Source organism: Paucidesulfovibrio gracilis DSM 16080, assembly GCF_900167125.1.
In the GTDB taxonomy this organism is placed as follows: Bacteria; Desulfobacterota; Desulfovibrionia; order Desulfovibrionales; family Desulfovibrionaceae; genus Paucidesulfovibrio; species Paucidesulfovibrio gracilis.
Window position 1 is genome coordinate 1 of record NZ_FUYC01000015.1, and the last position, 13,684, is coordinate 13,684.

Annotated in this window: 9 protein-coding genes; 5 read left to right on the top strand and 4 right to left on the bottom strand. The window is 60.1% G+C overall.

Annotation, left to right across the window (positions count from 1 at the left end):
- Window positions 1–226: 226 nt before the first annotated feature.
- Window positions 227–1,438 carry a mechanosensitive ion channel family protein gene (locus B5D49_RS11790; RefSeq protein ID WP_078717912.1) on the bottom strand — a complete coding sequence of 404 codons (1,212 nt, stop codon included), beginning with the start codon at window positions 1,436–1,438 and terminating at the stop codon, window positions 227–229.
- 115 nt (window positions 1,439–1,553) lie between these two features.
- Window positions 1,554–2,345 carry a type III pantothenate kinase gene (locus B5D49_RS11795; protein WP_234990728.1) on the bottom strand — a complete coding sequence of 264 codons (792 nt, stop codon included), beginning with the start codon at window positions 2,343–2,345 and terminating at the stop codon, window positions 1,554–1,556.
- A gap of 316 nt (window positions 2,346–2,661) precedes the next feature.
- Here B5D49_RS11795 and B5D49_RS11800 point away from each other — a divergent pair, with 316 nt between their 5' ends.
- Both B5D49_RS11800 and B5D49_RS11805 read left to right on the top strand, forming a co-directional pair.
- Window positions 2,662–3,711 (top strand): hypothetical protein, encoded by a 1,050-nt coding sequence (locus B5D49_RS11800; protein WP_078717913.1) that lies wholly within the window; start codon window positions 2,662–2,664, stop codon window positions 3,709–3,711.
- The gene (locus B5D49_RS11805; RefSeq protein WP_078717914.1) at window positions 3,711–6,350 is read left to right on the top strand and encodes a cytochrome ubiquinol oxidase subunit I; all 2,640 of its coding nucleotides are present in this window, start codon (window positions 3,711–3,713) and stop codon (window positions 6,348–6,350) included. Before B5D49_RS11800 ends, B5D49_RS11805 begins: the two co-directional genes overlap by 1 nt.
- Window positions 6,351–6,572: 222 nt before the next feature.
- Here the strand turns inward: B5D49_RS11805 and B5D49_RS11810 are convergent, their stop codons facing one another.
- Both B5D49_RS11810 and B5D49_RS11815 read right to left on the bottom strand, forming a co-directional pair.
- The gene (locus tag B5D49_RS11810) at window positions 6,573–8,036 is read right to left on the bottom strand and encodes a catalase (protein ID WP_078717915.1); all 1,464 of its coding nucleotides are present in this window, start codon (window positions 8,034–8,036) and stop codon (window positions 6,573–6,575) included.
- A gap of 412 nt (window positions 8,037–8,448) precedes the next feature.
- Window positions 8,449–9,132 carry a Crp/Fnr family transcriptional regulator gene (locus tag B5D49_RS11815; RefSeq protein WP_078717916.1) on the bottom strand — a complete coding sequence of 228 codons (684 nt, stop codon included), beginning with the start codon at window positions 9,130–9,132 and terminating at the stop codon, window positions 8,449–8,451.
- 216 nt (window positions 9,133–9,348) lie between these two features.
- Here B5D49_RS11815 and B5D49_RS11820 point away from each other — a divergent pair, with 216 nt between their 5' ends.
- From B5D49_RS11820 to B5D49_RS11830, 3 genes are read left to right on the top strand one after another with little or no spacing between them, the layout of a single operon-like run.
- Window positions 9,349–10,248 (top strand): 4Fe-4S dicluster domain-containing protein, encoded by a 900-nt coding sequence (locus tag B5D49_RS11820; RefSeq protein WP_078717917.1) that lies wholly within the window; start codon window positions 9,349–9,351, stop codon window positions 10,246–10,248.
- A gap of 10 nt (window positions 10,249–10,258) precedes the next feature.
- On the top strand, window positions 10,259–11,425 hold the full coding sequence (nrfD, locus tag B5D49_RS11825; RefSeq protein WP_078717918.1) for an NrfD/PsrC family molybdoenzyme membrane anchor subunit: 1,167 nt from the start codon (window positions 10,259–10,261) through the stop codon (window positions 11,423–11,425).
- Window positions 11,422–13,614, top strand: a complete 2,193-nt coding sequence (locus B5D49_RS11830; protein ID WP_078717919.1) for a tetrathionate reductase family octaheme c-type cytochrome — start codon at window positions 11,422–11,424, stop codon at window positions 13,612–13,614. Before nrfD ends, B5D49_RS11830 begins: the two co-directional genes overlap by 4 nt.
- The last annotated feature ends 70 nt before the right edge of the window (window positions 13,615–13,684 follow it).

The window sequence follows — 13,684 nt, forward strand, 5'->3', positions numbered from 1 at the left end:
TTTGGGGGCGCACCGTTGCCGCGAGTTTCGGGAGGGCGGAGCCATCCCGGAAATCGCGGCAACAGAACGACACGCCGCCGCGCTGCTCCGCCTTGCCATTCCCCGGACGCCATCCCACCCTACGCCCCCGGCCGCGCGCAGCGCGAGACCGGTAAATGGGATTCCAAAGGGTCGCGGACCCTTTGGCCGCCGGAGGCATGCCTTTCCGTCCTGCGGGGCCGCCGGGTTACAGCACGTCCTTCCCGCGCGGATCCGGGGCGCGTTCGCGTTGGTAGACCCGCAGTTCAAACCAGGGTAGGGCAGCCAACAGATGATCGAAAATATCGGCCTGAATGGACTCGTAGCGCACCCAGGCAATATCGCTGGCAAAGGCGTAAATTTCCAGGGGCAACCCCTGGGGCGTGGGTTCCAATTGCCGCACCATCAAAATCATATCCTGCCGTAAATACGGATTTTCCCGCAGATATCGTTCCGCATAGGCCCGAAAGCAGCCCAAATTGGTAAGGCGTCGGCCGTTGAGCGGATGTTCCGTGTTCACGCCGTGATCACGATTCCAGGCCTGCACCTCGGTGGTTCTTGTTTCCAGGTAGCCTTGAATCCGTTCCACTTTGCGCAACGCGTCGAGCATTTCCTCATCCACGAACCGTACCGAGGAGAGGTCGAGAATCAGGGACCGCTTGATACGGCGGCCACCGGATTCGGTCATGCCCCGCCAGTTGCGGAAAGCGCCGTCCACAAGCTTGAACGTGGGGATGGAGACGATGGTCTTGTCCCAGTTCTGCACCAGCACCGTGTGCAGGGCAATGTCGATCACATCGCCGTCCGCGCCGTATTCCGGCACTTCCAGCCAGTCTCCCTTACGGATCAGATCCTCGCCGATGAGCCGGATGCCGGCCACAAAGGAAAGAATGGTGTCGCGAAACACGAGCATGAGCACGGCGGTGAATGCGCCGACGCCGGAGAGCAGCCCCCAGGGGGATTCGCCCATGAGCAAGGCCAGCATGGCCACGCCCGCGAGGATGAAAACGAACAACCGGACGAGCTGCACCGCGCCCTTGATGGGCCGCCGTCCGGAGAGCGGCAGGGATTGGTAAAGCTGGTTGAGCACGGAGAGCAGGCCGGAAAGCGCCAGAGCGCCCACCAGCAATCCGAGCGCGTTCACGCCCCGGTCGATCCACTGGGCCTGGGCGGGGAAAACGTCTCCCAGGTGCGAGAGCACCAACAGCGGCGCAAACCAGGTTAAGGTGGTGAACACCTTGTGTTGCTGTAAGGCGTCGTCCCAGGGCATGCGGGTTCGGCGCACCACGGCGTGCACGGCGCGCACCGCCACTCTGCGGGCCAGAAACAAAGCCAGCCATGCCCCGAAGAGCAGGCCAACAGTGGCGAGGACATCGGTCAGCCAGGGCTGGTCCGCGAGGATTCGGCGCAATTGTTCCACAGTACTCTCCACGCGCAGGATGAAAAATGATTCGTTGCTGGAAGAAATGGCCGTTTTTCAATAAACCGCCATGCCTCGTCCTACCAAACCCGGGAAAAAGCGCAAGCGCAAGGGGCTATTCGGGCAGGGCCAGGCGCAGCCCCTCAAGCACGAGATCCGGCCGCACGTCCGTGATGGCCGGGCATACGGGCGCGATGTGCCGGGCATAGCCACCCGTGGCCAGGACCAGAGCCGGGCCGCCCAGGGCCGTTTCCAAACGGCGGATCAACCCTTCGGCCATGGCCGCAAAACCAAAGACCACCCCCTGATTCAGACTATCCATGGTGCTTATCCCGATATGCAGTCCGGTTGGGTCCACCTCCAGGCTGGGCCGGGGCAGTTGGGCGGTGTCCTCGGTAAAGGAGCGGATGGAGGAACGCACGCCCGGGCAAATCAGTCCGCCCAGGTAGGCGTTGTCGCGTACGCAGTCAAAGGTCGTGGCCGTCCCGAAATCCAAGACGATGAGCCGGGATGCGTCCGAAAGCCGTCGGGCCGCGTAGGCCACGGTGAGCCGGTCCGCGCCCACTTCGTCGGGACGGGCATATTGATTTTCGATGTCCAGGGGCAGTTCCCCCGGCACCAGCCGGCAGGGTGTTTCCAAAATCCGGGCCACGGCGCGCAGATGTTCCACACTCCCTGGCACGACGGACGCGGCCGCCAGCAGAAGCGGTCGTGGAAAGGCCGCGCCGGGTTCTCGGGCCGCCTCGTGCGGAGGCACGCTGCCCAGGGCGCGTCGGGCCGCATCCGCCCACTGGTCCGGCTTGCGCGTGGGGGCGGCGTGGGTTTTTCCCAGCAGCCGGTCCGGTGTGGCGGGCCGGAATTTGATGGTGGTATTGCCCAGATCCGCCAGCAAACTGATGTGTTGCACGTTGTTCTCCTTGCCGTTGCCCGGGCAGAGTACCGTTCCGGGCGGAAAAGGCAAGCCCGGCCTGATCCGTTGACGGCTCTGGCCGAAATGAATGGAATGACTCTGCGCCGCTCCAGGACTCGCACCTCAAAGGACCGTGGAAAATCACCTATCCTGGTTGCCAGTCGGCAAAAGCTGAGGTATTGGTTCAAAGATACGGACAAACCGTAAGCGCGGACATCATCGGTGCTCCGACCGGGAGGGGTGTTCGGGCAACCGGCGTGCAACAGTCGAAAATGCAGTGATATTTCATCAGCAAGCAAGGAGAGAGAGTGGTATGGATCCGGCGCAACTGATTCCCGTGGTGGACCCCATCCCGATCCCCGGGCCGTGGTTCGACGTCCTGCTGGTCGTCACGTTCGTGGCGCACATCCTATTCATGAACGTGGTCGTGGGCGGTGCGGTCATCAGCCTTGTGGGACACGCACGGAACACGGAGCCTCTTTCGCGTTCCCTATCCAAAAAACTGCCCACCATCCTGGCCCTGACCATCAACATGGGCGTGGCTCCGCTGCTGTTTTTGCAGACCGTGTACGGCCAGTTCGACTACACCAGTTCCGTGCTCATGGCCGGGTATTGGCTGGCCGTGATCGGCCTGCTCCTGGCCGCGTATTACGGACTCTACATCTATAATCTCAAATTCGACGGGCTTGGCGGGCTGCGAACCCCGCTCCTGCTGCTCACCCTGGGCATGATGCTCTGGATCGGATTCATGTTCTCCAACAACGTGACCCTGATGCTCCGCCCGGAAAAATGGTTCGACTATTTCAAGACAGGCGGCGCCGGCTTCCTGAATCTGGATGATCCGGTCCTGTATCCCCGTTATCTGCACTTCATGGTGGCGTCCCTGGCCGTGGGCGGTTTGTTCGTGGCTCTGCGCGCCCATTTCAAGAAGGATGCGGAACGCCTGAAAACCGGCATGCTCTGGTTCATGCGCGCCACAGTGGTCAACCTGGCCGTGGGCGTATGGTTCCTCATGGCCCTGCCTGGCGAAATCATGATGCTGTTCATGGGCGGCGACGCACTCGCCACCGGCGTCCTGGCGCTCGGCATTCTGGGTGCGGCGGCCCTGGTCTGGACCGGGCTGACCCGCAGGCCCGTGCTCGCGGCGGTTCTCACCGTGGTCACGGTGCTGCTCATGGCCGTGGCGCGGCACATCGTGCGCACCGCGTACCTGGCTCCCTGGTTCGACTCCTCGCAGCTGCCCATCACAGGTGAATATTCCACCCTGCTGCTGTTCCTGTTCTTCCTGGCCGTGGGGCTGCCCTGCGTGGTCTGGATGGTGCGGATCTACGTCAAGCCTGCGAACATCGAAGGAGACGCATAATGGAATATCCCATTTGGCAACTCACCACCCTGGGCGGCGGCTTCTGGGTCGCGCTCATCGCCACGGTCCATGTTTTCGTGGCCCAGTTCGCCGTGGGCGGCGGGCTGTTCCTGGTGCTGACGGAACAATACGCCTACAAACATAATTCGCCGGAAATTCTGAACTACGTCAAAAAACACTCCAAATTCTTCCTGCTGCTGACCATGGTCTTCGGCGGGGTGACCGGAGTGGGCATCTGGTTCACCATTGCCCTGCTCTCTCCGCAGGCCACCATCACGCTCATCCACCACTTCGTGTTCGGCTGGGCGTCGGAATGGGTCTGTTTCCTGGGGGAAATCGTGGCCCTGCTGGTCTATTATTACGGCTGGAAACGGCTCAGCCGCAGTCAGCACATTGCCGTGGGCTGGCTGTACTTTATCTTTGCCTGGCTCTCGCTCTTCCTGGTCAACGGCATCATCGGCTTCATGCTCACCCCTGGCGACTGGATCCAGACGGAACGGTTCTGGGACGGGTTCTTCAACCCCTCGTTCTGGCCGTCCCTGTTCTTCCGCAGCTTCCTTGCCTTCATGCTGGCGGGGTTGTTCGGCTTCCTCACGGCCACCCGCGTCCGGGACGAAGCAGCCCGCACCCGGCTGGTGCGCGTCTGCGCGCTGTGGACCATCGCCCCGTTCGTGCTCTTTCTGGCCTCGGGCTGGTGGTATCTGGTCGCCATGCCCGAACCCCAGCAAAGCATGATCCTGGCCAAATCGCACCGGGTTTCCGAGTTCTTCCAGTACTTCTGGATTTTTGCTCCGCTGGTCGTGGTGGGCGGACTGGTCATGGCCGTACGCATGCCCCGGTCCATCTCCTTCCCGGTGGCCTTCGTCATCCTGGCCCTGGGGCTGGGATTGAGCGGCTCCTTTGAATTCATCCGTGAGGCAGGACGCAAGCCCTACCTCATCTACCATGAAATCTATTCCAACTCGATTCTCTCGGCCGAGGCCGCGGAAATCAATGAAACCGGGGCGCTGGCCCGGGCCAAATGGGCGCCTGCGGATCTTGATCCGGAAAAGGATCCCGTCAAGGCCGGTGAATTCCTCTTCCAACTGCAATGCGCGAGCTGTCACTCCATCGGCGGTCCCATGAACGACATCCTGCCGCGCACGGAAAAATTCACCCATATCGGCATGGACGCCCTGCTCAACGGCATGGGCAAGGTCAATAAATACATGCCGCCCTTCCTGGGTACTCTGGACGAACGCCACGCCCTGGCCGCCTACATCGTCGAAGAACTGCACGGCAAAGCCGATACCGGCGAAAAAATCTTTGAACCGGTGGACCTGCCCTTTGAAGTGCCGCCCTTTGACCAAAACGCGCCGGAAGACGGCGGAGATGAATACGTGCTCCTGGCCTGGAACAACCTGGGCATGCACTGCATCTCGGACTCCGACAGCAACTGGGTGTTGCTGCCCCCGGCCAACGACCTCTTTGCGCAACTCGTGCAACGGGGCGACCCGCCCATGCTCGTCACAGACAATGTCCGCCTGAGCTACAAGGTGGAACCGGGATTTGAAAATCCCTCGGCCCATTCGGAATTCTGGGACTTCGCCCATATCCTCTTTGGATTGCCCGAGCCACTGCCCAAAAACATCGGACTGGCCGGAAAAGGCGTGGAAGGGGAAATGGACCTCGAAGACCACGCCGGATGGTTTGAAGCCAAACTCATTCCCGTAGTTCCCTACCCGGACTCGGGCGGCTACCAGCCGTACCCGCTCTTTACCATTCAGGCACATGATGCGGAATCCGGAGAACTGCTGGCCGAAACCAAGGTCGTGGCCCCCACGTCCACGGAAATGGGCTGCAAAAACTGCCACGGCGGTCCCTGGAAGGTGGACGACTTCGCAGGCATTTCCGCAGAAACCGGACGCGACGTGCTCACCGTGCATGACCGCATGAACGGCACCTCCCTGGCGCAAAGCGCGGAAGACGGCAAGCCCGTGCTCTGCCAGAGCTGCCACCCCGATCCAGTGCTCGGTGCGGAAGGCAATCCCGAACTGCTGAATCTGCCCGCGGCCCTGCATGGACTGCACGCCCAATACCTTACGGACCGCGGCTCCGAAGCCTGCGCCTACTGCCACCCCAACCGGCCCGACGGTCCCACGCAATGCCTGCGCGGACGCCACGCCGACTTTGCGGAATGCGCCGACTGCCACGGCACGCTTGAAGACCACGCCATATCCCTGCTCAAGGCGGAAAAAGACAAGAAAGGCGCGGCAGTGCTGCTCAGTCAGCTCGAATCCCGCATGGTGGACAGCGCCGAACAGGTGCAGCCCCGCATTCCATGGCTCAATGAGCCGGATTGCCTGAATTGTCATGTCGGCTTTGAAAATCCGGGCCTGAATGCCTTCAACGTCTGGACCGAGGGCGGCGACAAGCTCTTCCGCAATCGGCACGACGACATGGGCATCATCGCCTGCGCCGGTTGCCACAACAGCCCCCATGCCACCTACCCGGCACGGAACATCTACGGCGCGGACCGCGACAACATCCCGCCGCTCCAGTTCCAGGGCGTGGCCGGGACCATGGGCACCGAAGGCGGCTGCGTCTGCCACACCGTGACCATGGACTACTCGGCGCACCACGAAAACCAACTGCCGTAACCGCAAACTCCAACCAAACCACAACCCCCTGGAAGAACATGTTCTTCCAGGGGGTTTTTCGTTCTGAATCCTTTACAAAGAACGCAACATTGGTTCAGTGCTTGTTTCGTTTGCCTGATTATCAAAGCACAGGGTGACAAGAGGTTTCTTGCCACCCTGCGTTTGTTTTAGGACGTGTGGAAAAATTTGCGCGCGACACTCGGTGCGTTGGTGACGTATCGTCTACTTCGTGACGTTACGCAGATCAATCCCCAGAGCCTTGGCCACTCCTTCTCCATATGCCGGATCGGCCTTCAAGCAGTTGCCGATGTGTCTAATCTTGACCATCTCCGGCGCATCGCCCATAGCCCGGGCCGTGTTGCCAAACAGCGCTTTTTGTTGCTCTTTGCTCATAAGATTAAAAAGCTTGCCCGGTTGAGTGTAGTAGTCGCTGTCGTCCTCACGGGCATCCCAATGGGCTGCGGCACCACTCAACTCCAAAGGCGGCTCAGAGTAATCTGGTTGTTCCTGCCACTCACCGTAGCTGTTCGGCTCATAGCCAATCGTGGAACCGTAGTTACCGTCCACGCGCATCTGTCCATCCCGATGGTAACTGTGGAAGGGACAACGGGCTTTGTTCACCGGGATAAGGTGGTGGTTAACGCCCAGCCTGTAGCGCTGGGCGTCGCCGTAGGAGAAGAGCCTTCCCTGGAGCATTTTATCAGGAGAAAAACCGATGCCGGGAACGACATTGGCAGGATTAAAGGCAGACTGTTCAACCTCTGCAAAATAGTTTTCCGGATTCTTGTTGAGTTCGAGAACCCCCACTTCGATAAGGGGATAGTCATTTTTGTACCACACCTTTGTCAAATCGAAAGGATTATAAGGGTGGTTGGCAGCCTGTTCCTCCGTCATAATCTGGACGGACAAGGTCCAACGCGGGAATTTCCCGTCCTCAATGGAATAATAGAGATCCCGTTGATTACTCTCGCGGCATTTGCCGATCACCGCCTCAGCCTCTGCATCCGTCAGGCATTTGATGCCCTGCTCCGTTTTGAAATGAAATTTGCACCAGACACGTTCGTTGTCCGCGTTGATAAAACTATATGTGTGGCTTCCGTATCCGTTCATGTGACGGAAAGAAAACGGGATGCCCCGGTCACTCATCGTAATCGTCACTTGGTGAAGAGCCTCGGGCAAGGATGTCCAGAAGTCCCAGTTGCTCGCCGGGCTGCGCAGGTTGGTGCGGGGATCGCGGTGAACAACATGGTTGAGGTCAGGAAATTTGAGCGGGTCACGGAGGAAAAAAACGGGAGTATTGTTGCCCACCAAATCCCAGTTGCCCTCGTCGGTGTAGAATTTGAGCGCAAATCCACGGATATCTCGTTCAGCGTCCGCGGCACCACGTTCTCCTGCCACTGTTGAAAAACGAGCAAATAATTCCGTCTTTTTGCCAACTTCAGAAAAAATACTGGCACGGGTATATTGGGTAATGTCATTTGTTACTGTGAACGTTCCATAGGCACCAGAACCTTTGGCGTGCATCCGACGTTCAGGAATCACTTCCCTGTCGAAATGCGCCATTTTTTCCAGATACCAAACGTCCTGCAACAGTTGGGGACCACGATGCCCCGCAGTCATTACGTTCTGGTTTTCAGAAACCGGAGCCCCGGCGTTGTTGGTCAATTTTTTCTTTCCGTCTTTCATCAATGATCTCCTTGCAGGTCACCCCGCCTAAACGAAATCCAATATATGATGTAGCTATTGCTGCTTATTGGCATATTTTATATCAACAACTCTACATAATTAGCCTATTCGATTTTAGTCAAAAACCAGCAACATACAAGCCAATACAATACGCAGTAAACCAAGTTTGATTGGTGTTGTCTACATCATCCACATTATTTTTGAGACGGCACGCCAACACGAAAAAGGAACCTGGTTGTTCGGCCAGATCGAAAATCAAAGGACGTACTGCTCACGTCTATAAAAGGGGAAATCGCAAGAAGGGTGATACGATCGTCGAGTAGTTTTCCACACGCGGTTCACACACAAAACTCGAGGCTACCCCAAAGGCCATTGGCCCGTTGGCAAGCCGGAGGTCTGCCTTTCCCGCTTGCTATCCGGCCATGCGGTCCAGCGCCTCCCGGTCCAAAATAGCAATATCCCGTCCCTGGGCGCGGATCATGCCCTGCTGCGTCATACGCGCCAAAACACGCGAGATGCTCTCCGGGGTTGTGCCGAGGATGCGGGCCACTTCGTGCCGGGGTACGCGCAGGCTGACCCGGTCCGCGTCATCGCCCTGGGCGAGCAGGGTATGCCGCAAAAAAGACGCCGTGCGCTGCTGCACATCCCGCAGGGCCAGGTCTTCGATCATCTGCATGGAACTGAGCAGCCGCGTATTGAGTACGCGCAGAATATTCAACAGCAAGAGCGGCGTGCCGTGCGAATGCTTTTCCATGACGTCCCCGGGCAGGCTCATGACCCGGCTGGCGGCGATGGCCCGTGCGTTGAGCGGGGCAACACGGTTGTTATAGATGGTACAGAGGCAGAACGGTTCCCCCGGATCCACCACGTACAGGGTCTGTTCCTTGCCTTCGCTGGTGCTGCGAAACAACTTGACTCCGCCCTCCATGAGCACATGGAAACGCGTGACTTCGTCCCCTTGGCGAAAAATCATTTCCTCAGGATCGAACCGGCGGATAAAGGCCTGGTCCGCCAATTCGGCTTGGTCCCGCTCCGCAAGCCCCTGAAAAAGAGGCATGGTTCGCAACTCCCGAAGCGTATCTTCCCCTGCGCTCATTTTTCTTCCCTGCCCGTTGAATAGCCTGTGCTGTACCCGGTGGTTTCCGCCAAACCACGCTGACACCGGCAAAACGTAAAAAATAACGTGTTTCGTCCACCTTCTTGACGCCCATCAATGTCAACTTGTCGAAAGAGGAGTAAAGCAAAGTTATTCCTAAAAGGAAAGCCCGCGATAGCGCGGTGTTGAATGGAATTGTGGGAAAGGAGGGAGATGATGAGCATGAACCGACGGCAATTTATTGTCGGAGCGGGCCTGGCTGCCACGGGCGCATTGGTCCCGGCCGGGGCCGACGCCTGGGAATCCAAGGCACCGCCGGATCCATACGGATGTCTAACGGATGTGACCCGCTGCATTGGTTGCCGCAAATGCGAGCTGGCCTGCAACGAGGTCAACCAACTGCCCGAACCGGAAACCCCGTTTGAGGACATGCGGGTGCTGGACGCCAAACGCCGTCCCACTGCCGGTTCCTACACTGTGGTAAACCGATATTATCCCGGTCCTCTGGACGACAGGGGCAATCTGGTACCCAGTTTCGTCAAAGTGCAATGCATGCACTGCCAGGATCCGGCCTGCGCCTCGGCCTGCGTCACCGGTGCGCTCTCCAAAAAGGAAAACGGCGCGGTGCATTATGACGTAAGCCGTTGCATCGGCTGCCGCTACTGTATGGTGGCCTGCCCGTTTGAAATCCCGGCCTACGACTATCACGACCCGATCACGCCCGAGGTGCGCAAGTGCACACTTTGCTTTGACCGGATTCAGGAGGGCAAGGCACCGGGGTGTGCGTCGGTCTGTCCTACGGAGGCCATCACCTTCGGCAAACGCTCCACCCTGCTTGATCTGGCGCATCAGCGCATCGCCAATGATCCGGCCCGATACGTGGACCACGTCTACGGCGAGCATGAGGCGGGCGGCACAAGCTGGTTGTACTTGGCGGGCCAGCCTTTTGAGCGGCTCGGATTTTGGGAAGTCCCGGACGCCCCCATGCCCAAACGCACCGAAAGCATCCAACACGCCTTGTTCAGTTACCTTTGGTCCCCGGCCCTGCTGTTCGGCACTCTGGCCGTAACCATGAAGCTGTTGCACCGCAATCATGACGATGCGGACGCGGAATAGGGAGGCAGTCATGCAGCATCAACCGCGACCCATTGACCGGCCTTTCTGGACCCCCGGCGTTCTGGTCCTGCTCGGCTTTATGATCGCTGGAGCTGTGGCGCTCCTGGCCCGTTTCATCGGCGGCCTGGGCTATGCCACGAACCTGAGCAACGCCACGCCCTGGGGCATCTGGATCGGCCTGGATGTCGGCTCCGGTGTGGCGCTCGCGGCCGGAGGGTTCACCACCGCGGCCCTGGCGCACATCTTTGGACGGCGCGCCTACGAAGCCGTGACCCGCCCTGCGCTGCTCACCGCGGCCCTGGGCTACAGCTTCGTGGCCTTTGCCATCCTGGTGGATATCGGCCGTTCCTGGGCCATCTGGAAACCCATGATCTTCCACAACTATAATTCCGCGCTGTTCGAGGTGGCCATGTGCGTCATGACCTACCTCACGGTGCTTTGGATCGAAATGGTACCCATCCTGGCGGAACGCTTCGGCCAGCGCGTGCCGCTTTTGGCCTGGCTGGATAAGCGGCTCTCCGCCTTCATGTGGGTATTCATCATTCTAGGCGTGGTGCTCTCCTGCATGCACCAGTCCAGCCTGGGGACGCTCATGGTCATCGCCCAGACCAAGATGCACGTGCTGTGGAACACGCCGTTCCTGCCGCTCTTGTTCCTGCTCTCCGCTTTTGCCGTGGGCTATCCCATGGTCATCGTGGAAACCAACCTAGCCACCACGTCCCTGCGTCTGGATAATGAAATGGATGTGCTGGGACCGCTCTCCCGGTTCACCATCGTGACCCTGGGCGCGTACCTGCTGGTCCGGCTTTGGGATGTGCTCTACCGGGGCGCGCTGGGCGCGGCCTTTGACGGCTCTGCAGCGGCCAACAGCTTTTTGGCCGAAGTGGGGCTGGGCGTGATCCTGCCCTGGATTTTGCTGCTGTTCCCCACGGTACGCGGATCGCGGCGCGGCCTGTTCTTCTCGGCCCTGCTCATCGTAGGCGGCGTGGTGCTCAACAGGGTGAACGTCTTCATCGTGGCCTATACCCCACACACCGCTACCTCGCCCTACTTCCCGGCCATGGCTGAAATTCTGGTGACCGCCGGTGCCGTGGCCACCATCATGTTCCTCTACCGCGTCTTTGTGACCTGGACCCCGGTGCTCTCCGCGCCCAAGCAGGAGGAGGTGGCCTCATGAGACCCGCAACGCGTATTCTTGCCCTTACGGGAATCCTGCTGGCCGTGGCTGCATTCGGCGTGCTCGCGGGGCTGCCCGCGGTCAACGGGTTTGCGGCCCCCGATCCCACTCCGGACGCCGCGCCCACGGAAAAGCAGCGTGCCCCAAGGCATCCGGCACCCGAGGGCTGGCAGGCACCCGACCAGGCCAAAGCCATGCAACGGGCCGCGGAACCTCGGGAATTCGTGGCCAACGTACGCACCGAAGATCCCAAGCTGCGCCAACTGCGGTTCAAGGATCTGGAACTGGGCGTCAAAGACATCAAATTCCCGTACATCCTGCTGCACAGCCCGTTGGTGAACACCTTTGAGGACATGTACGGCCCGGTGCGGTTCATGCATTCCAAACACGCGGCCAGCCTGGACGGCAATTGCGCCCTGTGCCACCACGTCAGCCCCGAGGGAGCGGACGCAAGCCAGGACCGACTTTCCGAAACCGTGGCCTGCCGCGCCTGCCACCGGGAGTCCTTTGACCCCGATCACCCCGAACGGCTCGGCCTGAAGGCCGCATATCACCAGCAATGCATGGACTGCCACGAACGCATGAATCAGGGACCGGAAAAATGTGTGGGCTGCCATCGCAACAACGTGCCAGACCACAAGGAGCTGGTGGAATTGCCCGACAATCCCACGGCCCTGCAGGTCACCGCGGAATGCCTGCGCTGCCACGAAAAGGCCGGAGAGGACATGATCCAAAGCGCCCACTGGCTCTGGAAGGGTCCGTCCCCCTATACCGTGGACCGGCAAAAAAAGGTCATGAGCGGCAAGGCCACTGACACGGTGAACAACTTCTGCGTGGCCCTGCCCTCCAACTGGCCGCGCTGCACCTCCTGCCACGCCGGGTACGGGTGGGAGGATGAGACCTTTGACTTCACGGACATGACCCGGGTGGATTGCCTGGTCTGCCACGACACCACGGACAGCTACGTCAAAGCGCCGCCCAAGGCCGGGATGCCCGCGCCCGAAGTGGACCTCAAATACGTGGCCCAGCGGGTGGGGCAAACCAACCGCAACACCTGCGGCAACTGCCACTTCCAGGGCGGCGGCGGCGACGCCGTGAAGCACGCGGACATGTGCGCGGTGCTGCGTTACCCCAGCCGTAACTGCGACGTCCACATGGGCGGGTACGACTTCACCTGCACCCAATGCCACGAAGCCGTAAACCATAAAATCAAGGGACGCAGCACCTCCCTGCCCGTGGCCGAAGGCTCGCGCACCTGCGAGGACTGCCACAGCGACAAGCCGCACTACGGCGACGACATGCTCGACTACCACCTGAACAAGCATTGCGACACCGTGGCCTGCAATACCTGCCACTCGCCGGCCTACTCCAAGTGCACCGCCACCAAGACCTGGTGGGACTGGTCCCTGGCCGGAGACAAAGACAGAACGCCCGTGAAGGATAAGTACGGCATGCCCGACTACTTCTGGAAAAAGGGCGAATTCGAGTGGAAGGAATCCAAAAAGCCCGTGTACGCCTGGTACAACGGCTACATGGAACGGCTGCTGCTCGGCGACGCCATCAATCCGGACGCCGTGGGCATCCGGCCGGGCGATCCCATGCCGGACAAGGCCGCGAAAAAGCAAATGGTCGTCACGGACATCACGGCTCCGGTCGGCTCCATCAAGGATCCCTCGTCCAAGATCTACCCCTTCAAGGTCATGGACGGCATCCAGCCCGCCGATGCCAAGCACCGCTACCTGCTGGTGCCGCACCTCTTCCCTGTTACGCCGGACGATCCGACCGCGTATTGGAAGAACCGGGATTGGCAGAAGGCGTTCACCGAAGGCATGAAGGCCGCCGGCCTGCCCTACAGCGGGGAATACATGTGGGTGCGCACCAATATGTATTGGGGCATTCACCACGAGGTGACCCCCAAGGAAATGGCGCTCTCCTGCGTACAGTGCCACGAAAGCCTGAAGGGTGAACAGACCTGCGACCGCTGCCATCAGGATCACCGCGACGTGGACTTCAAGAAGCTGGCCCACCGGGGAACCGACTTCAGCTTCATGCTCTCCCAGGGGCGGGACGTGGCCGACCTCGTAGACAGCACCGACTACATCGACTTCAAGGCGCTGGGCTACAAGGGCGATCCCATCCTGCACGGCGGACGCTTTACCAAGCTCCCTCTTGGCCGCACCACCCCATAACGGTCCGGCCTCTCCTCAATCCCCCGCCGACCCGGTGCCTATCGGGTCGGCGGGCTTTTTTGTGCGCTTC

What these genes read in the sequence shown, in the direction of transcription:
- B5D49_RS11800 (WP_078717913.1), top strand. Translation starts at nt 2,662, where the DNA reads ATGGATCCGGCGCAACTGATTCCCGTGGTGGACCCCATCCCGATCCCC.
- B5D49_RS11805 (WP_078717914.1), top strand. Translation starts at nt 3,711, where the DNA reads ATGGAATATCCCATTTGGCAACTCACCACCCTGGGCGGCGGCTTCTGG.
- B5D49_RS11810 (WP_078717915.1), bottom strand. Translation starts at nt 8,036, where the DNA reads ATGAAAGACGGAAAGAAAAAATTGACCAACAACGCCGGGGCTCCGGTT.
- B5D49_RS11815 (WP_078717916.1), bottom strand. Translation starts at nt 9,132, where the DNA reads ATGAGCGCAGGGGAAGATACGCTTCGGGAGTTGCGAACCATGCCTCTT.
- B5D49_RS11820 (WP_078717917.1), top strand. Translation starts at nt 9,349, where the DNA reads ATGAGCATGAACCGACGGCAATTTATTGTCGGAGCGGGCCTGGCTGCC.
- nrfD (WP_078717918.1), top strand. Translation starts at nt 10,259, where the DNA reads ATGCAGCATCAACCGCGACCCATTGACCGGCCTTTCTGGACCCCCGGC.
- B5D49_RS11830 (WP_078717919.1), top strand. Translation starts at nt 11,422, where the DNA reads ATGAGACCCGCAACGCGTATTCTTGCCCTTACGGGAATCCTGCTGGCC.